Source organism: Jeotgalicoccus nanhaiensis, from assembly GCF_015235105.1.
In the GTDB taxonomy this organism is placed as follows: Bacteria; Bacillota; Bacilli; order Staphylococcales; family Salinicoccaceae; genus Jeotgalicoccus; species Jeotgalicoccus nanhaiensis.
Genome location: NZ_JADGLW010000003.1, coordinates 423,492 through 442,749 on the forward strand (window position 1 = coordinate 423,492; position 19,258 = coordinate 442,749).

Annotated in this window: 20 protein-coding genes; 14 read left to right on the forward strand and 6 right to left on the reverse strand. The window is 40.2% G+C overall.

Going from position 1 to position 19,258, the window contains the following annotated elements; genetic code table 11:
* Positions 1–160: 160 nt before the first annotated feature.
* On the forward strand, positions 161–805 hold the full coding sequence (locus IR135_RS06735) for a DUF4352 domain-containing protein (protein WP_135097905.1): 645 nt from the start codon (positions 161–163) through the stop codon (positions 803–805).
* Positions 806–839: 34 nt separating this feature from the next.
* Here IR135_RS06735 and IR135_RS06740 read toward each other — a convergent pair whose 3' ends face one another.
* A complete protein-coding gene (locus IR135_RS06740) occupies positions 840–1,223 on the reverse strand; it encodes a VOC family protein (protein ID WP_135097907.1) in 384 nt (127 codons plus the stop codon).
* A 136-nt stretch (positions 1,224–1,359) separates the two neighbouring features.
* On the opposite strand from IR135_RS06740, the gene IR135_RS06745 reads away from it, so the two are divergent.
* The 3 genes from IR135_RS06745 (at position 1,360) to IR135_RS06755 (ending at position 3,905) form a co-directional block, all read left to right on the forward strand.
* On the forward strand, positions 1,360–2,040 hold the full coding sequence (locus tag IR135_RS06745; protein ID WP_135097909.1) for a YjjG family noncanonical pyrimidine nucleotidase: 681 nt from the start codon (positions 1,360–1,362) through the stop codon (positions 2,038–2,040).
* 67 nt (positions 2,041–2,107) lie between these two features.
* Positions 2,108–2,824, forward strand: a complete 717-nt coding sequence (locus IR135_RS06750) for a 3-ketoacyl-ACP reductase (protein WP_135097911.1) — start codon at positions 2,108–2,110, stop codon at positions 2,822–2,824.
* A 139-nt stretch (positions 2,825–2,963) separates the two neighbouring features.
* A complete protein-coding gene (locus IR135_RS06755) occupies positions 2,964–3,905 on the forward strand; it encodes a hypothetical protein (protein WP_228063448.1) in 942 nt (313 codons plus the stop codon).
* 47 nt (positions 3,906–3,952) lie between these two features.
* Here the strand turns inward: IR135_RS06755 and IR135_RS06760 are convergent, their stop codons facing one another.
* Together IR135_RS06760 and IR135_RS06765 are read right to left on the reverse strand one after the other, a co-directional pair.
* On the reverse strand, positions 3,953–4,462 hold the full coding sequence (locus IR135_RS06760) for a YfiT family bacillithiol transferase (RefSeq protein WP_135097913.1): 510 nt from the start codon (positions 4,460–4,462) through the stop codon (positions 3,953–3,955).
* 115 nt (positions 4,463–4,577) lie between these two features.
* Positions 4,578–5,948, reverse strand: coding sequence for a uracil/xanthine transporter (locus IR135_RS06765; RefSeq protein ID WP_135097915.1), 1,371 nt, complete (start codon positions 5,946–5,948; stop codon positions 4,578–4,580).
* A 220-nt stretch (positions 5,949–6,168) separates the two neighbouring features.
* On the opposite strand from IR135_RS06765, the gene IR135_RS06770 reads away from it, so the two are divergent.
* Together IR135_RS06770 and IR135_RS06775 are read left to right on the forward strand one after the other, a co-directional pair.
* On the forward strand, positions 6,169–6,612 hold the full coding sequence (locus tag IR135_RS06770; protein WP_135097917.1) for a YaiI/YqxD family protein: 444 nt from the start codon (positions 6,169–6,171) through the stop codon (positions 6,610–6,612).
* A gap of 15 nt (positions 6,613–6,627) precedes the next feature.
* Complete coding sequence (locus tag IR135_RS06775) at positions 6,628–7,551, forward strand: AEC family transporter (RefSeq protein ID WP_115884818.1); 924 nt, start codon at positions 6,628–6,630, stop codon at positions 7,549–7,551.
* A 192-nt stretch (positions 7,552–7,743) separates the two neighbouring features.
* Here the strand turns inward: IR135_RS06775 and IR135_RS06780 are convergent, their stop codons facing one another.
* Together IR135_RS06780 and IR135_RS06785 are read right to left on the reverse strand one after the other, a co-directional pair.
* Positions 7,744–8,121, reverse strand: coding sequence for a thiol-disulfide oxidoreductase DCC family protein (locus tag IR135_RS06780; RefSeq protein ID WP_135097919.1), 378 nt, complete (start codon positions 8,119–8,121; stop codon positions 7,744–7,746).
* Between the two features lie 376 nt (positions 8,122–8,497).
* Positions 8,498–8,878: a RidA family protein gene (locus IR135_RS06785; RefSeq protein WP_135097921.1), complete on the reverse strand. Its 381-nt coding sequence runs from the start codon at positions 8,876–8,878 to the stop codon at positions 8,498–8,500.
* Positions 8,879–9,109: 231 nt separating this feature from the next.
* Here IR135_RS06785 and IR135_RS06790 point away from each other — a divergent pair, with 231 nt between their 5' ends.
* The 6 genes from IR135_RS06790 to IR135_RS06815 all read left to right on the forward strand — a co-directional run bounded on the left by IR135_RS06790 (position 9,110) and on the right by IR135_RS06815 (position 16,188).
* Positions 9,110–10,756, forward strand: coding sequence for a PucR family transcriptional regulator (locus tag IR135_RS06790; protein WP_135097923.1), 1,647 nt, complete (start codon positions 9,110–9,112; stop codon positions 10,754–10,756).
* 150 nt (positions 10,757–10,906) lie between these two features.
* Complete coding sequence (locus tag IR135_RS06795) at positions 10,907–12,304, forward strand: NCS1 family transporter (RefSeq protein WP_135097925.1); 1,398 nt, start codon at positions 10,907–10,909, stop codon at positions 12,302–12,304.
* Positions 12,305–12,394: 90 nt separating this feature from the next.
* Positions 12,395–13,330, forward strand: coding sequence for a CorA family divalent cation transporter (locus IR135_RS06800; RefSeq protein WP_135097927.1), 936 nt, complete (start codon positions 12,395–12,397; stop codon positions 13,328–13,330).
* A 159-nt stretch (positions 13,331–13,489) separates the two neighbouring features.
* Entirely contained in the window at positions 13,490–14,440 is a 951-nt protein-coding gene (locus IR135_RS06805) for a ZinT family metal-binding protein (protein WP_135097929.1), read from the forward strand.
* A gap of 13 nt (positions 14,441–14,453) precedes the next feature.
* Positions 14,454–15,614, forward strand: a complete 1,161-nt coding sequence (locus tag IR135_RS06810) for a metal ABC transporter solute-binding protein, Zn/Mn family (protein ID WP_135097931.1) — start codon at positions 14,454–14,456, stop codon at positions 15,612–15,614.
* Between the two features lie 76 nt (positions 15,615–15,690).
* Positions 15,691–16,188: a hypothetical protein gene (locus IR135_RS06815; RefSeq protein ID WP_135097933.1), complete on the forward strand. Its 498-nt coding sequence runs from the start codon at positions 15,691–15,693 to the stop codon at positions 16,186–16,188.
* An 87-nt stretch (positions 16,189–16,275) separates the two neighbouring features.
* On the opposite strand, the gene IR135_RS06820 is transcribed toward IR135_RS06815, so the two are convergent.
* A complete protein-coding gene (locus IR135_RS06820) occupies positions 16,276–17,724 on the reverse strand; it encodes a YhgE/Pip domain-containing protein (RefSeq protein ID WP_135097935.1) in 1,449 nt (482 codons plus the stop codon).
* A 220-nt stretch (positions 17,725–17,944) separates the two neighbouring features.
* On the opposite strand from IR135_RS06820, the gene IR135_RS06825 reads away from it, so the two are divergent.
* On the forward strand, positions 17,945–18,226 hold the full coding sequence (locus IR135_RS06825; protein ID WP_318272303.1) for a DUF3219 family protein: 282 nt from the start codon (positions 17,945–17,947) through the stop codon (positions 18,224–18,226).
* Positions 18,227–18,229: 3 nt separating this feature from the next.
* Positions 18,230–19,198: an LLM class flavin-dependent oxidoreductase gene (locus tag IR135_RS06830; RefSeq protein ID WP_135097937.1), complete on the forward strand. Its 969-nt coding sequence runs from the start codon at positions 18,230–18,232 to the stop codon at positions 19,196–19,198.
* Positions 19,199–19,258: the final 60 nt, after the last annotated feature.

Here is a 19,258-nt window from a genome sequence, read left to right on the forward strand (position 1 = left end):
GGAATGGGAAGTGTTTTCTTATTTTATAATCAAAGTAAAATGTCTCATTCCATCGAATAATCACTGCTTGGGAACTTTTAAATTTCAGCTGAAAATGCAAAGGAACTAATGTTACAATTAACCAGTTACTATATATTTTAAGCTAAGGGGAGAGATTTTGATGAAGAAATATTTATACTTTACTAGTATTGTTCTACTTCTTATTATAGCGGCATGCGGTAATGATGAAGTGAAAAAGGAACAAGAGACAGAAGAGAATGCTGAAACGAGCGAGGCGACTTCAGAGAATGAGGAAGACAACGTATCAGAAGAGAAGCTTGAACAGGGTGACACAGCTGATGAAGAAACTTCAGATGATGTTGAATATCGCCATCTAGGTGATACAGTTGAACTGGAAGAATCAATTATGATTAATCAGCCTTACACATTAACAGTGAATGATTTTACATTGACAAGAGAGTTTAAAGGAAAGTCGATGGAAGAGTATCTTATAGGTTTTGAAGAAGATACAGGATTTTATTTGGCTCTTGTAGATGTCACTGTGACTAATAATGGGGAAGAAGCATTTAAATTCGAAGAGAATTCAAATATTTCCTTGATGGAAAAAGATCAGGAAGGCTTTAACTACATGGAAGAATATGCGATTGAAGAAGAATTGACCGCAGATATTAATCCAGGGGAGTCAGTCACTATGAAACTGCCGTTTGTAGTTAACGTCAATAATTCTGAAGGAAATTATTATTTCTATATAGATCCGCCAAGTTCGAAGTTCCATGAAGTATATGAATTGACGGAGCCAAAATAAAAATAGACACCTCCAATTTTTGGAAGTGTCTATTTTACTGCTCAATCAGCTGAATTAAATTGCCGCACGTATCGTTAAATACTGCGAGTTTTATCTCACCTGCAGCCTTCGGTTCCATCGTAAACTCAACGCCATGTGATTTTAAGCGCTTGAATTCTTCATCAATGTCATCTGTTCCGAACATCGTTGCGGGAATACCCTGCTGCATCAGGCTGTTCTGATAGTCTTGTGCTGCGATATTGTCATTGGGTTCCAGGACGAGTTCTGTCCCATTCTCATCGTCTTTTGAGACGACTGTAAGCCATCTGAAATTACCTGCAGGTACGTCATGTTTCTTAATGAAACCGAGAATACTGGTGTAGAAGTTTAATGCTTTCTTCTGATCATCAACGAACAGGCTTGTAACAATTATATTCATCACTGCACCTCATTTAATTAGAATCTACCTTAAGAATATAATACTTCGGGAGAAAAATGAAAGTATTGAGCACGTTAATCATTATTGATATTGTGGATGGTAAGTTGAGGACTAAAAATATTACGGGAGAGATGATATGTATAAAGCGGTTTTTTTGGATATCGATGATACAGTATTTAACTTTAAAAAATGCAGTGAGAGTGCGCTGAAGGGAACTTTTTCAACGCTCAATATCGAATATAACAAAGGTGTTTTTGAGTCGTTCGCAGAAATTGATGAGCGTTTATGGAAACAGCAGAAAGAGGAAGTGCTGTCCGTTGCAGATGTAATGAATATAAGATTCAAAGAACTGTCTGAATCGCTGAATATGGATTTTGACAGCGATCTCGCCAAGGCACATTTTGGCAATTTACTCGGGGAGCAGCACATTATGGAACCAGGTATTGAAGAAATGCTTCGGAAAATATCAGCAGACTGTAAAATTTATGCAGCTTCGAACGGTGTATTAACGATGCAGGAAAACAGACTGAAATTATCAGGACTGAAGCGGTACTTTACTGACTTGTTTGTATCTGATGATCTTGGTCATGCAAAACCGGATATCAGTTTCTTTACAAAAAGTATGAAAAGAGCCGATCTTTATCCAAATGAGATACTGATGGTCGGAGACAGTCTTGTTTCTGATATTGCCGGTGCTCATAATGCCGGCATTGATTCGGTCTGGTACAATCCTTACAGGTTGGAAAATGATTCTCAGATTCAAGCTGATTATGAGATTAATCATCTGCATGATTTATCTTATTGTTTTAAGTCATAAGTTATCTTAAAGATGAAGAACGTGATAAAATTATATGTGAAATAAAAGAGTTAAAGGAGATTTCAATATGCAAAATATAAGCGGTAAAACAGCATTGATTACAGGAGCAGGCCGCGGTATTGGCCGTGCAACGGCTCTTGCTCTGGCAGCAGAGGGTGTAAATATCGGACTGGTCGGCCGGTCGATTGAAAATCTTAAAAAAGTTCAGGAAGAGCTTAAAAGCTATGATGTTAAAACAGCAATCGCTGCAGCTGATGTTTCAGATATGGAAGCAATCACTTCAGCGGTAGAATCAATCCGAGGTGAATTAGGTGCAATTGATATTCTTCTGAATAACGCCGGTATTTCCAAATTCGGCAGCTTTATGGAACTGACACCTGAAGAGTGGACGAACATTCTCAATGTTAATGTTAACGGCGTGTATTACACCACGCGCGCGGTACTGCCTGAGATGGTTGAGCGTAAGACAGGGGATATTATTAATATATCTTCTACAGCAGGACAAAAAGGCGGTCCGGTGACGAGTGCTTATTCTGCATCGAAAGCTGCAGTCATCGGCCTGAGTGAATCACTGATGATGGAAGTGCGTAAGCACAATATCCGCGTAACGACATTAACGCCAAGTACAGTCGCGACAGATATGGCGGTTGAACTGAACTTAACAGACGGCAATCCAGAAAAAGTCATGCAGGCAGAAGATCTGGCTGAACTGATTGTTGCCCAGCTTAAATTAAATCCGCGTGTTGTACTGAAAAATGCAGGACTGTGGTCGAATAATCCGTAAAAATTCTATTGTTAAAAGGTTGTCTGATGAAAAATTCAGGCAGCCTTTTATTATTTTTTAGAAAATATGGGTATAGGTTAATAATGCTACATACAGCCGCAGTGAATTTAAGGGGAATGGACAAGCAGGGGGAGAGGCTATGAGATGGTTAATACTTATGCTGGCAGGTGCGTTTATTCTGACAGGGTGCAGTGATACGGACGAACCGCCGATTGACGAACCTGAAACTTCTGAGGCAGATACAGAAGAATCTGTGACTGAAGAGACGGAAACTACGGAGACAGCAGATGAAGAAGATGCTGAATCTGAAGAAGAATCTGATGAGACTGCCAGTGAGAATACGGAAAATGAATCTGAAACAGAAGAAGTGGAGGAAGCTGCAGAACCGGTTGATGTAATGGAAGACACTGAACTTGCCAGCGGTTACTGGATAAATTACAGCGGTGAAGATGATGCCAGATCTTATATGACCCGCACTGAGCCGATGGAATATAACCCGGAGAAGGATTATACGGTAACCGCTGCTTCTTACGTATCTTACTTTTACGGCAGTGAATTTATTAAAACAAATAACTACGGGCATGACGGACCGCATATTATAGAACAGGTGCCTGAAGCGGACCGTATTATTGTCAGTTTCAATGAGCCGGAAAAGGACACGGTTCAGCTGATAAATGAAGGAAGGGAAGACGCATCAGCGGGTAATGAAGTAAATACTACTCCTGATGATCTGGTCGGACGCGGTAAACCGGTGGAAGAAGGAATGCAGGGTACGATCATGTTTGGGCAGGATTTTTTGTCAGGGGATGATGTATTTACCGGCGAACGAATCGATGACAAAGGTAACTTCGTTGAAGATGCTGATTATTATATAACAGGCGCATTGGAATATACACCTTCTGAAGATTATGTTATTACATCACCTGCTTATATCAGTTTTTATAACGGCAGGAGATTTATAGAAACTGTAGAAATTACAGCGGTGCCTGCATATCTGCCTGAAGTGAGTGGTGCAAATTATATTAATATCAGTTTCCACGATGATTATTTGTTTGAACTGAATATTATCGAACTCGACTAAAAGAAGCTCCTTTGAAGTTTTTTCAAAGGAGCTCTTGCTGTGTGTATTTATTTTGATAAGGCGATTTTAATATGGGCTAAATGATGTTCTTCATGCCATGCCAGCTTAGCAATTTTAGTGCCGACAGAAATTTCGCCATTGACCTGGTGTGTGAATACACGTGTTAACTGTTTTTCGGTCAAACTGTTTCCAAGCGCGATCACATGTTCATTAATACCTTCCAATATTTTAAGAGAACTCTCTATAGGAAGTTTGCTGTCAGGCAGTTCTGCCCACTCATCCTGAATGAACTCCGGAACTTTTGGATTATCGTCCGTTAAAGCAAGCTTCAGGCGCTGATACATATTCAGCTGTGAATCAGCAATGTGATGAACGAGCTGACGCACAGTCCAGCTGCCTTCACGGTATGTTTTACTTAACTCCTCATCCGTCAGGGAAGCAACTTCATTGCGGAGACGTTCAGTATAAGTACTGATATCTTCCAGCCATTTTTGAATGTCGTTAAGCGTCACAGTCTCAGGAACCTGCAATTTACCGATAGGATATTTTACGTCCATATTCAAACCCCTCACTTCTTCATGATATGAATCTACCTTACCATAACAGCAGATATACATCATGATACGAACATAAAGAAAAGCTCTGGCCGTTGGGACAGAGCTTTTACTTTACTTATAATTTATTGACAGGTTCTTCTTTTTCAATATTTTTACCAATATTGTTTGAGATAGTTGCACCGACCTTATCCCAATTCATTAAATTTTCCATTGCGATGGAAATTATCGTACCCATTAAGAGACCGCTTGATAATAACGGCTGAACATAGCCTGGAAGACTTGCGAATACCGAAGCGGGTACTGCCATAAGTACAAGCCCGAGAAACATCGGGATAGCTGCACGGTAAATATTCAGGCTGTTGAATTCCACAAGTTTGAACCAGTCCCATGCAGAGCCGAAGAGTTGAACATATGAAACGAATAATACTGCACAACCGACGCTTAATGGAATCATCGTAAAGAATGAACCGAATTGAGGAATCACACCCATAATAAAGAACATTGCCGCACCGAAGATAAACGGCATACGCTCGTAAATTTTAGTCTGCTGAATAAAACCGATTGATGATACAAATGGAGAATAAGGCACCAATCCAAGGAATCCCGGAAGGATTGTCATAACACCGGTAATAGTAAATGAATTTCTGTAATCTTTGCTCGTTGAAGGTGAATCCGGATAAAGAGGATCTGTTCCTTTAATAGAGCCGTACTGTTTAGATAAGTTAAGCATACCTGTAATAACAACGGTTAAAATAATTCCGATATTCCATGCCGGCGAACCGAGCGGGAACCAGAATATTTCAAGAGAGCTTGCTGTTCCGCCTGTAAGCTGTGCATCAGAGCCGAACAATAAGAGATAAGCTGGCCAGCCGACAATAATCCCAATCAGCATAGCGTACTGTGACAATTTATTGGAACCGCGAATCGTTAAAATAAGAACTAAGCTGACAATAACAAATGACAAAATCGCAGGTCCAATTTGAATTTCTGTCGGGCCCTCTCCACCGCCAAACGGCAGACCGACCATGCCTTTGAAGAAGCTGATGCAAAGGGAAACGCCGAACAAGAGCATGAATACTCCCATAACACTTGGGTTAAATAATTTTTCTAAATAATATCCAAAACCTGTTAAACCGATAATTACTGTAAGAATTCCTGTAATAATTAAGCCGGTTGCGATACTGCCGCCCACTTCTGCAATAGGCATTCCATGCGCTGCTGCAAGTGAAGATAAGGCGAGAAGTACGCCCCACCACAGTCCGGATGGGCCGTCCATAATCGGTCTTCTATGCCCGATAAATACCTGTAACAGACATGCGATTCCGCCAAGTATAAATGAAAATTGCATTGTACTGACAATTTCCGCCTGGGATAAATTAAAAGCTGCGCCCATGGTAATCGGCACAACAACTGTGTTGATAAATATATACATTAACCATTGAAGGCCGCCAAGCCAGTTATCGACATTTTTGAAATACTTAGTCATACTTTATGTCACACCATTTCATATTTAATTTATTTTAATATCTACTCTATAATAATGTGGGCTGTATAAAAAAACATTGTCTAAAACAGATAAATTGAGAATGGTTTTTATCGTAAATTATCAAAACAAAGAAGGGGAAAATCAGAAGAACAGATTTCCGGAGAAAAGAATAAAGAATATTTGCTATAATTGAGTTTAAATGAAAAGGCAGTGATGTTTTATGAAAGTTATTATCGATGCAGATGCATGTCCGGTAAAGGATATAGTGATTAAAGAAACTAAAGATGAAAATATAGAAGTCGTACTTGTATCGAGCCTGTCTCATTTCAGTTCAAGAGAACTCGACTCGCATGTCCGGGCAATTTATGTCGATGCCGGTCCCGATGCTGCAGATTATAAAATTGTCCAGCTGGCTGAAGCGGGAGATGTCATCGTAACGCAGGACTACGGCTTAGCCTCGCTGCTTCTGCCGAAGGGCTGTACAGTACTGCATCATACAGGGTTCGAGTATAATAAGATGAATATGGACCATCTGCTTGAAACACGCCATATGAGCAGTGTAATCAGAAGAGGCGGAGGGCGGACAAAAGGTCCTAAGGCTTTATCGCAGGAAGATAAAAATTCATTTTTAAAAGCTTTTCAAGAGGTGCTTGCATCAAAGTAAGGGGAGAACACATCTATGACTGAATTTCTGTTTATTTTAACGAATGTAATGCTGCCGATAGCTATTATTGTTTTTATCGGTTACGTTGCACAGCTGAGATTACAACTCGATCGGCCGACACTCGGCAAACTGATGGTGAACTATATTATTCCGGGATTCATATTTATGAACCTCTACAGTTCGGATATAGACTTCAGTCTGCTGTTATACATAATGATTTTTTTATTTATCTTTGCACTGCTGTCTTATGCCGTGTCGAGGATTATCGCAGCTGTGTTTGGAGTGAAAGGGCAGCACACTGTATTATTTACGAACTCCAGTTTATTTTATAACGCTGGTAATTACGGCGTGCCGGTTAACGATCTGGTATTTAAAAGTGATCCGTTTGCGATGAGTGTGCAGGTCATGATGGTAGTCTTCCAAAATATTATTGCATACTCATACGGTATCTTCGTCCTGAGTGCGGAAAATGTGGGGAAATTTAAAGCGCTGCTCGGCTATTTTAAAATGCCAATATTTTACGGGCTGTTTTTAGGTCTGATATTTAACTACTTCAATATCGGTTTGCCGACGCCGGTAATATCATCACTGGATTACATAAGAGACGCGATGATCGGTATGGTGCTGTTCATACTCGGAACACAGATTGCCGGTATCAGATTCCGCCATCTCCGGTTTACTGCCTTTATCGCAACAGCTGTTAAACTGTTAGTCATTCCTGCCATGGCACTGCCGATGCTGCTTCTCTTTAACGTCGAAGGTGTCGTTGCACAGGCGATACTGATTACGACAGCAATGCCTGCATCTGTAAACAGTTCCGTCATTGCCCAGCAGTACAGCAGTGATCCGGAATACGCTGCGGAAATTGTGATGATGAGCACGCTGCTCAGCGCAATCACTCTGCCGCTCGTTATTTACACGGCGCTGAATGTGTTTTAAATATTTGAGAGTGATATTGAAGCGGGCGATTGCGCGCCACCGAGAACTGTCGGTGGCACGGGAAGGTGAATTGCGCGCCACCGAGAACTGACGGTGGCACGAGAAGATGAATTGCGCGCCACCGAGAACTGACGGTGGCACGAGAAGATGAAAAGAATGCCGGTAATGTCATCATTGCCGGCACTTTTCCTATTAACTTAAATACATATCGATAAATTTTTTTGAAGGACGTTCGCAGACATTCTTAACGGGAATTTTTTTACGGTATTTTGCAATGACTTTATATGATGTATCCCGTATAAATTTAGGAATAAGTTTTAGAAGAATTACGGGCTTAAAAAGCCTGTTAGCATCCGCGAGCATGTGAAGTGCAGCATCAGAATATATATAAGTTTTGTCTTCTGCGATATAAATAACGCTGTCTATATCGTCATCCGGCTTATGATTTTCTTTAGCCCAATCAGTATTGAAATCGGTAATGCGAAGTTCAGGATTTTTATTAATGCGCACCGTAAAGCGTACGAAGAAATTGCAGAAACTGCAGTCTCCGTCAAAAATCAGTACTTTCATAGTCACGCCTCCTCACTCTGATTTTATCATAATAGCTTCTAGACTAATATTGCTGAGGATTGAGAAGGAAATGGCTGAAAAATTGCTGGGGTTGATGTGACACAATCTCATATGTATCCGAGACTCTTGGGGTTGATGTGATAGAGTTTCATATGTATCCCAGACTGCCAGGGTTGGCATGACAGAATCTCATATGTATCCCAGACTCTCAGGATTGGTATGACGGAATCTCATATGTATCCCAGACTCCTAGGGTTGGTATGACAAAATCTCATATGTATCCCAACTCCTGCACACTCCTCATCTCCAAAAAATTCCTCCCCATTCTCAACAAAAAAGCAGAATCCCACAACTCAGGATTCTGCTTTATTTAATCTTATTTTTTAACAATCATTTCTATTTCAACTTCTGCGCCGAGCGGTAACTCAAGTACTGCCACGCATGTGCGTGACGGATATGGTGCGCTGAATTTCTCTTTATATACTTCATTCATCGCTTCGAAGTTTTTCATCGTCGTTAAGTAAACATTTACTTTAACAACCTGATCTTCTGTAACTCCCGCATCTTCCATAACGTCAAAAAGGTTATTGAAGGCAATTTCAGTCTGTTTAGCAATATCTCCTGTTAAATCTTCAGTAACATCCAATCTGTTTTTTGCTGTCTGTCCTGAAAAATAAAGAAAATCTCCAGCGTCGGTAACGTGCGAATACGGCCCCGAGCTGCTGACTGTTTTTGTGTTAAATGCTTTTCTGCTCATAAAACACCCTCCTAATTATAATAATTTAATCATAGCATTTTTAAGGGAATTGACTAGCAATAAACAAAATCTATTAGTGTAAAAAGGTATATCCAACTTCGATAAGAAATTATGTGTTTTCCATGAGCTTATTATTGGGTATAAAGAGGTCAAAAGCTGTTATAGTATATGGTGGAAGATATAAGAATGTTTATCGACTTAGGATAAAATTATTTAAAAAGAGGTTTGACCATGTATTATACAGTTAAAGAATTACTGACTCTCGACGAATTCCGGGAGGCTGAATATATAGGCACCAAACAGAGTCTCGCAAAAAACATAAAAGGTATAACGGTAATCGATTCACCTGACATTTCGTTATGGCTTAACGGGGGCGAGTCCATTCTGACAAGTTTCTTTCCGGTAAAAGATTTAAACGAAGAAGAAATGAAGGATTGGATGCACGAGCTTGCCGATAAAAAAATCAGCGCTTTAATCGTTAAGATACCGAAAGAGTTTGACAGTATCCCAAAACCGGTAAGGGAGGTCTGCAGAGAGAGGAATATTCCTATTATATCGCTGCCGACTGCAATTCCGTTTATCGATATTATTTATAAAGTCACACGGAAAATTTTTAATCAGGATGTTGAAAAACTGGAGTACTTCAGAGAAATTCATCACCGTTTCACCGAATTGTCAATTCGAAATGTCAGCGATGAAGTGATTATTGAGACGCTCGAGTCACTGATTGGAAATCCAGTCACAATTTACAACGAACTGTTTAAGGTAATTGCGACAACGGACAAGGAAGTAGAATTATTTTACGAATCTCATAAGTTTCAAGAGGAGAAAAATACCAAGAACACCATTTTCCCAATCTACCGCCGCTTTGTAATTTATCCGAAACTGCAGGACCGTGAATGTGAGCAGATTATGATACCAGTCACATCGGTTAACCAGACGAAAGTTATGCTTGTGATCAGTGCAATTCATTCAGGCTTCAGCGATTTTGATTTTATAGCTATTGAAAATGCGGCGACAGCGCTGTCTTTAAATCTTGCTAAAAAAATTGCGATTTCTGAAGTTGAGAAGAAGTATAAGAATGAGATTATCGATGATTTATTATCGGGCGACATCAGGGATGAAGATGATATTGCCGAACGTGCCGATAATATTAAATTTGATTTAAACAGCCGTTCTGCAGTCGTAGTATTTACACTGAAATTCAAAAGTAAAAAAGTAACGAGCGAAATCAGAGAACGGTATTATAATATTTTAAATAATAATATAGACTACTATTTAAAAAATGCTATCGTGCGCGAACGGTTTAATCAGGTCATTGTAATCTGGCCGGTGCATTCCGGACAGAGCAATAAGAAAAAAGAGATGGATACTATTAAAAGAACGCTCGGCTATGTCATTAACAAATTTGAAAGTACAGTCAGAGATGCGAAAGTTTATACTGGTATCGGCTCCATTGCGGATACAGTGCATGATCTGCCGAAAAGTCACAAAGAAGCGCAGGAAGTGCTTGATGTAAATGAAATGTCTTACCAGCACAATCCTATTTTAAGTTTTGAAGAGCTTGGCATTTACCGTCTGCTCTACCAGTTCAAACACGATAACAACAGACTGAAAGAATTTATTCCCACCAGTCTCGGAAGGCTGCTCGATTATAACAAGACAAACAGGGAACAATTAATTGAGACACTGGAAATGTATTTGCAGTGCCAGCAAAATGTTTCGCGTTCTGCAGACAGACTTTACGTACACTATAAAACGGTTTCCTACCGCCTTGATAAAATTAAGGAAATTACCCAGATGGACTACGACGATGCGAATGAAATGCTCTCAGTCCAGGTCGGACTGAAGATACTGGAAATAATGAGAAAGGAGTAACCTGTAAAATATAGATAATTAAATAGATAAAAACGTAAAAAATTATCTATACTGGATAAAGACATCGGGCTTTTAGACATATATAATAAATCATGGTGTTAAACACTGAATGTAAATAAATCAAATTTGGAATATAACAGAGGTGTAAATATGTCAGAAGAACATAACAATCAACCGCCTGAGGGCCTGGATGCGGCAGCTCAGACGGATTCTCTTAAACCGAATGGTCCTGAAGACAGAACTTTAGGAGCAGCGGGATACATGTCACTGTGGGTCGGAGACGGTGTCAACATGGGTAATATGACACTCGGTGCGAGTGTTGTAGTTGCAGGTATGGCAGTACTGAATATTTGGCAGACTATTGCAGCAGCATTAATTGCAATCGGAATCGTTTCTATTCTCTTTGCATTAAACGACAGAGCGGGTTATAAATACGGTATTCCTTACGTAGCTCACTTAAAAGCTTCATTTGGTGAGAAAGGTACATTACTTTCTTCACTGCTCCGGGCGGTGCCTGCTGTTATCTGGTACGGTATCCAGAGCTGGATCGGCGGTACGGCGCTAAATGAAGTATTCAGAATACTGTCAGGCGGCGCATTCGACAACGTTTTTGTTGGTTTTATTATTCTATTAGTTATACAGATAGTGCTTTCAATGAAAGGCTTCAAGAGTATTAAAGCAGTTGAATCAGTGGCATCCATCGTTCTGATGGGTATTGTTGTAACTGTGTTTATCATACTGGTTAAAGACCACAGTGCAGCAATTTCAACTTCATGGATTAATGCCGAAGGTACATGGGGGATTGAGTTCTTCGCATATATCATGGTCTTCCTCGGCAACTATGCTGCTATATTCCTAAGTGCGGCAGACTATTCACGTGAACTGAAAACAGGTTATACGGACGGAAAAAGAGGATTACTTTACTTCCTGCCGATTATTGTTGCCTACGGTTCAGTAATCGTTGTCGGTGCGATGCTTGCAAGTGCGACAGGCTATACAAATCCGGCACTTGGACTGCCAGCCTTATTCGATAATGTTTACATGCAGCTGTTCATCTCTGTATTTATCGTATTTGGTGCAATAGCAGTAAACATGGTAGCAAACATTGTTACACCAACTTATGTGATTCAGCTATTTACTAAACTGAACTACAAGGTTGCAGTAGTAATTACAGGACTGCTTGCAATGGGTTCATTCCCTTGGCTGTTAGTACAGGATGACAATGCAAAAGGTCTGGATACTTTCGTTCAGGTATACTCAGCTTTCTTAGGACCGTTAATTGCGATTCTTATCGTTGAATTCTACATTATGAGAAAACAGCGTATCGATATTAAAGAATTGTATAAAAAAGGCGGAAACTTTGACGGAGTCAACTATGCGGCGATACTGGCACTCGGTATCGGGGCGGCGGCAGCCTTCATGTTCGTTGACCTTGCATGGCTAATCGGATTTATCGTTGCAGGTGTTGCGTACCCAATCATTTCGAAAACGATGTTCAAAGGTTCCAAGTTCAAGAGAGATACGATTTTTGAAAAAGATATGAAATAAGATGATAAGAGCAGTGAGATTTTTTAATCTCACTGCTCTTTTGCTTTAACCTTTAACATTCGGGTATTAGATATCAGGGAGGAGATTCCGATGAGTCTTGAAATTCAGTACATATCTAAAAACAACCAGATAGAAACAGTAGATGGCCGGGATACAGTTCCTTACGATACAACTTTTACCTGGTATGATTACAACAGTTTTAACGATAAGGAGCAGCTGCTTGCAGATTTTAATTTTAAAGAAGACAGATTAGAGGATGAAACTACGAAAAGATACCGGCCGCAGTATTATAACTTTGATGACTATCAGCTGTTAATCTGTCACGTCATTGACCGGGATACGCTGGAAGCTCATGCAATTAATATCTCTATCATGAAAGATGTCATTGTTACCTATCATGACGGAGTGCTGGATGATTTTATCGATATTGCCGAAATTATTAAACATAAACACGAAGATTTGGAAGTTGATATCGCACTCCATATACTTCATGCAACGGTCGATCAGTATTTCGATATCGTCCATGAAATAGAAGATGATGTAATGCTGTTTGAAGAAAAGCACGGCAATGAGAAAAAAGGTGAAGATATCACAGCAAAAATGTTCGATTTAAGAAAAAGAATCTTCCGGGTGAAGCGCGTCATCGTCCCGATGGAAGAACTCGTGGAAAAATTTAAGGAACAGGAAGATATTTTTAACAGCAGCCAGAGCGAGCCGATACTGAGTAAAATCGATTCTAAAATCGACAGACAGCAGCTGATTATTCAATTCTCAGAAGAAATGATTGATGAAATGAAAGATAATTATATTTCTTATAATACTTTCCGCATGAATAAAATTATTAACGTGCTCACGATTATTTCAGCGGTTTTTCTGCCGCTGACACTAATCACCGGTATATACGGCATGAATTTTAAAAATATGCCGGAACTGTCGTGGCCGCCGGCCTACTTTGTGACCTTGGGAGCAATGATTATAATCAGCGTGGCTATGCTGGGATATTTTAAATATAAAGATTGGATGTAGCTGTGCTAAATAAATATTTTTGATAAAAACCTTTCTGAGAAATCAGGAAGGTTTTTAATTTTTATAAAAAAACAGTTTACATTTTTAAGATGACAATGCTATTATATAAAACGTAACTATTACGAATAGTAATTATTACGATTTAAATAGGAGGACAAAATGAAAAAGAAATTGCTGAAGGGTTTAAGCGTGCTTGCTGCGGCAGGATTATTCGCTGCATGCCAGAATGAAGAGGTAAAGCAATCGGAAGAAGATACTCACGAATCGCACCAGCATACAGAAGAGACGGGAAATACAGAAACAGCACCAGCAGTTATAGAGGGGCTTTCAGATCATTATCATACCGGTGATACCGTTGAGCTGACGGCAGCTGCCGATATCGAAACAGATGGCCACTGGCACTGGTATACAAGTGAGGATCAGGAAAACTGGGAACTGATTGAAGGAGAATACGAGGATGCTTTGTCTCTGGAAGCGGCGGATGAACAGTACATAAAAACAGTCTTATATGACGATGAACACGAGCCTGTAGCTGAAAGCGACCCGGTAAATATTAAAATTGATGACCATACGGGCGATATATACAACGGACATTTTGAAGACAACCAAATAGAAGATCGGGATATATCCGACTGGTCGGGCGAGTGGCAATCGATATACCCGTACCTTGAGTCAGGCGAGCTTGACGACGTGTTCGAGCATAAATCTGAAGACGGTGATATGACAGCAGAAGAATATAAGGAATATTACCGTGAAGGCTATATGACAAATGTGAACGAGATTAACATAACGGACAGCGGTGAATTTACTTTTTATGAAAGTGATGAAGAGTATACAGGAAAATATGAATATGACGGATATGAAATATTGGAATATGAAGCTGGCAACAGAGGCGTTCGCTTTATCTTTAATAAAACAGATGGTGATGGAGAAGCGCCCGACTTCATTCAGTTCAGCGATCATATTATTGCACCTGAGAAATCAAGCCATTTCCATTTATACTGGGGTGATGACAGAGAGGCGCTGCTGGATGAAGTTGTAAATTGGCCAACGTATTATCCGGCTGATTCAACGGCGGACAGTATTAAAAAAGATATGCTGAAACATTAGAAAGAGGGATAGAATGCGAAGATTAAACTGGATGCTTTTATTTGCTGCGGTGATAATATTAACAGCATGCAGCAGTGATACCGAAGATAGCGATAAATTAAAAATTTACACTACAGTATATCCCCTGGAATATATCATTTCTGAAATCGGCGGTGATACTGTAGAAACAGAATCTATTCTGCCGCCGGGTGCTGATGGTCACAGCTATGAACCGACATCTCAGGAAATGCTGAAATACGCAGACGGCGACGGTGTTGTGTATGTCGGCGAGGGCATGGAAGCATTCTCTGAAAATATAGCTGATGCCCTCGGCAGCGAGGAAACAGCTTTGATTAAAATCGGCGATTATCATGAATTGTTCAGCGGCGCACCTGAAGAATTTGCTGGCCGTGAACACGAAGCGGATGATGACTTTATCGAGGGTATGAAAGAACATTATCATACGGGCGATACGGTGGAACTTAGCGCTTCCGGTAATGGCGATAAAATAGAATGGGCAGCAGCTGAAGGCAAAGATGAATTTGAAGTGGTGAGCAGCGGGGAAGAATTTAAGTATACAGCCGGAGCAAAAAGTTTTTCTGTACGAGCTTCAATTTATGAGAACGGAAAATTAATCGCGGAAGATATCGCAGATATAAAAATCGATAACCACGATTCATTCGACCCTCACATATGGATTGATCCGTTAAAAATGATAGAAACGGCTGAAATACTAAAAGATGAACTGATTAAATTGAATGAAGATGAAGAGACGCTCTACCAGGAAAATTATGAGAAACTTGTGAAAGAACTGACCGCGCTGGATGAGGAATTCAGCGAAGTTTTATCATCTAAAAAGAATGCTAAAATTATTGTGCCTCACGCTGCTTTCGGCTACTGGCAACGTTACGGTGTAAAACAAATACCTGTTTCAGGATATTCAATGAGCGATGAACCTTCCCAGCAGCAGCTGTCGGAACTATTAAAGACCGCGGAAGACAATGATTTGAAATATGTATTATTTGAACAAAACAGTCCGGGCAGAATTTCTGAAGTGATTCAGGAGGAGATAGGTGCTGAAGCGGAATATATTCATAATATGGAGGTCAGGACAGAAGCGGATATCGAAAATCAGGAAGATTATATTTCACTGATGAAAAGAAACCTCGGAGTGCTGGACAAAGTGACAGAATAAAATTGAAACGTGTTTTCTCTCCATCATTTGAGGTATGTTAAAATAGTGGAATAAATGAGCAGGATGAGGTGCTGTGATGGCAAACGACGGTGTAATATATTTAGAGAGAAAAGATGTACCGAAAAATTATGATCCGAAAGGATTTAATGTAAAACTGTTCGGGCTCGTCGCAATGAGTGCTTATTTACTATTTATTATTTTTGATATGTCATATATGACGTTCAGAAATATTGAAGAAAGTGCTTTTAACCGTGCTTATATTGTAGCACTCGTTATTCTAATCGGAATTATAGCCGGCTTTATATTTAAAGCCGATAAAGGTGATAAATATTACGAACTGCATATTGCACCATCTGGAATGATTATTAAATTCCGCCGGGGACAAACAGTACTGCCGAAAAAAGATATTACCAATATTACAATTGAACGTGATATTCAGACAGTCATTCGTTTCTACAGCGGAGAGGAAATACTGAAAGAGCTGAATCATATTTATCTGAACCATGAACAATTTGTAAACCGGCTGAGAGAATTGGATTATCCGGTGGAAGATCTTACAGAAGATGAAGTTTAAATAGAGAAAAGGCACTGTCCCCCGACGGGGACAGTGCCTTTTTGATGAAGATAAGCCTTCGATTACAACTTCAGACGGTTCATATAATCAGTACTGAATTCTGCTCAGCTTTCTGATCAGGTTCTCGAATGAAGCAAATTTGAACTTCAGGAAGTTTATCAGCTGAAGTATGATAATGCTTCCGGCAGTAATTGAAACAGTATAAATGACTGCATCACCGTATGATAAACTGCCTTCAAAACTGAAAATCGACTCACGCATAGCTGCGATAACATAACTCATCGGCAGTACCGGATGAATGGATTGATAGATGCTGCCGGCTGTTTCTATCGGAAAGGTTCCGGCACTCGCAGAGAGCTGAATGATTAAAAGAACGATCGTTATAAATTTACCGATATTGCCGAACAGCGATATAAGCAGCGATACAAAGAGCAGTGAGGCAAATGCCCAGAGTATAATCACGCCGTAAAATTTAAGCGGTTCATTTAAAGGGAAATCGAACATAAATTCTATGACTGATGCAACTACAGCAGAAGAGATCACTGCCTGGATTGAGATAATAATCAGCTTACTGACGGACATAGAAAGTGAGTTCGAGTAATTTTCAGTGCTCCGGTTGATTGGGAAAATTACACTGAAAGCGACTGCCCCGACAAATAAGCTTACAGCAATAATAAATGGAGCAAAGCTTTGGCCGTAGTTATTCATATCAGTAATTTCACTTTCGTTTACTTCCACCGGGCTGATGATTGATTCAGCATTGTGTTCAGTAAATGAATAATCCTCGAGAGGGGCTGAGCCTTCTGCTACTTCCTGTTCAAGTGAGCCGAGATTTTCTTCAAGTGACTCGAGACCGGCGGTGATTTCAGTATTCCCCTCTGTCAGCTGGCTGCCCGAGGCTCCAAGCGCCGGCGCTGCCTGATCAAGTCCTGTCTGCAGCTGTTCATTGCTTTCACGGAGCTCGGACGCACCTTCCTGTAAATCAGAAAGGGCAGTTTCGATATCATTTGTCGATTCTGCTGCTTCTGATAAAGCATCCATTAACGTTGAAGTATAAGTCTCACCGACAGTTTTGGCAATAGCATCTGCAACACCTGATCCGCCCTGGGTGCCCATCATGCTGCCGACGAAATTAAAACCCGGGTTTGTAGTCACATCGATTGAAATCAATTCCGGTTCTTCATCCAGGAGCGTTGTTGCCTGTTCGGATACATTATCTGCAATATGTATAATTGCATACGATGTTCCATTTTCTAAATGTTTCTGTGCCGTTTCTGCATCGGTGAACTGCCAGTCAAATTCGCTATTTTCAGCGAGTTCATTTTCAATTCTCTCACCGACATTAAGTGATTCATCATTCATCTCGGCGCCTTCGTCTTCATTGACGACACTGATTTGGATTTCATCCATCTGATTGTAGGGATCCCACATGGAGCCGAGAAAGATTGCTGTATAGAGTGCCGGGATTGTTGAGATTGCGAGCAGGGAAATAATTAAAAAAGGATTTTTCATTAATTGTTTGATATCACTGAACATATAGTCTGTCTCCAATCAATTTGTATTTCTTTAATGTACGTAATAAAGCAGCCAATGTCTAATTATATGTGAAAATGAACACATATAAATTATTAAAATATACGCTGGAATGTCCATTTGACAAGGCTTAGAAAATTTTAAAAAGGGTAATCATTTTATTAGCAATAGAATATTGCAGATGTTAATATTCTCATTAGTGAATCGAAAGGGATGAATAATAGTGGCGAATGACATTATAGTTTTAGACGATATAACTCTGGATGTAAAAGAGTTAAAAAGAGATGAAGAAGAAGGTACAGTGTATATTGAATTTGATGTGGCAAGTGAAGATTACCACAATTTATCAGAGCACCTGTACAAAGAAGAGTTCCTTGTAAGACTCCCGGGGAATAATAATGAGGAGTTCCAGGCGAGAATTATCAACTATTCAACATCACTCGATAACCTGTATGAAGAAGACCAGGTGGGAGAGTACCGCATTACACTGAAAGAAGAAAAATAAATTATGAAACTGAGTATTCTTGACCAGGCACCTGTTTCTGTAAATATGTCCGCAGGCGAAGCGCTAAGAAATAGTGTGAAGCTGGCCGTAGCGGGCGATGAACTTGGGTTTACGAGGTTTTGGCTGGCAGAACACCACGGTATGAGCGGTTTATCATCAAGTGCGCCTGAAGTGACACTCGGCGCTATCGGGATGGTGACCAAAAATATTCGTCTCGGAAGCGGCGCAACTTTACTGCCGTACTACAAACCGTTTAAAGTGGCGGAAACTTTCAATACTCTGGCCGCTCTTTACGGAGACCGTATCGATATCGGTATCGGTCGTGCACCAGGCGGAGATAACAAAGCATCCGAAGCGCTGAGCGATAACTATTTGCAGCAGGTGTTTAAAATGCCGGAACTTCTGGCAGAGCTTCAGGGATTTATAAAGAATAATGATAAAAGCCTCCGGGCAATGCCAGTACCGGATACCCCGCCTCAATTATGGATGCTTGGCACGAGCGGTAAAAGTGCAATTTCTGCACGGGACAGCAATATGAATTACTGTTTTGGGGAATTTATGAGTACGAGCAATCCCCTGGAGGTGCTGGATACATATCGTGAAAGTTCTTCACCGGGTAAAATTATTGTTACAGTTAATGTGTTCTGTCATGAAAATGGCGAAACAGCTCGTAAACTCGCCTGGAGTTATGCTGTCAATCAGGCGCTGAAATCCACGGGACGAGCTTTTAAAGGGATTTCAAGCCCGGAAGATGCAGCTGCTGTTGAACTGACAGAAGATGAAAGACTGGAAGCAGAAACTATATTATCAAATCTAATCTTTGGAACACCGGAAGAAGCCGGTGCTGAACTGACAAGGCTCAGTGAAGCCTATCAAGTCGAAGAATTTATGATTGTGACGATTACTCATAATATAGAAGATAAAATAAACAGCTACCGTCTGCTCGCAGATCAATTGTTAACAGAGCGGTAAGCAGAAAACCTCCGGGAATCTGATTTCAGATTCCCGGAGGTTATAATTTTGCTTTTTAAC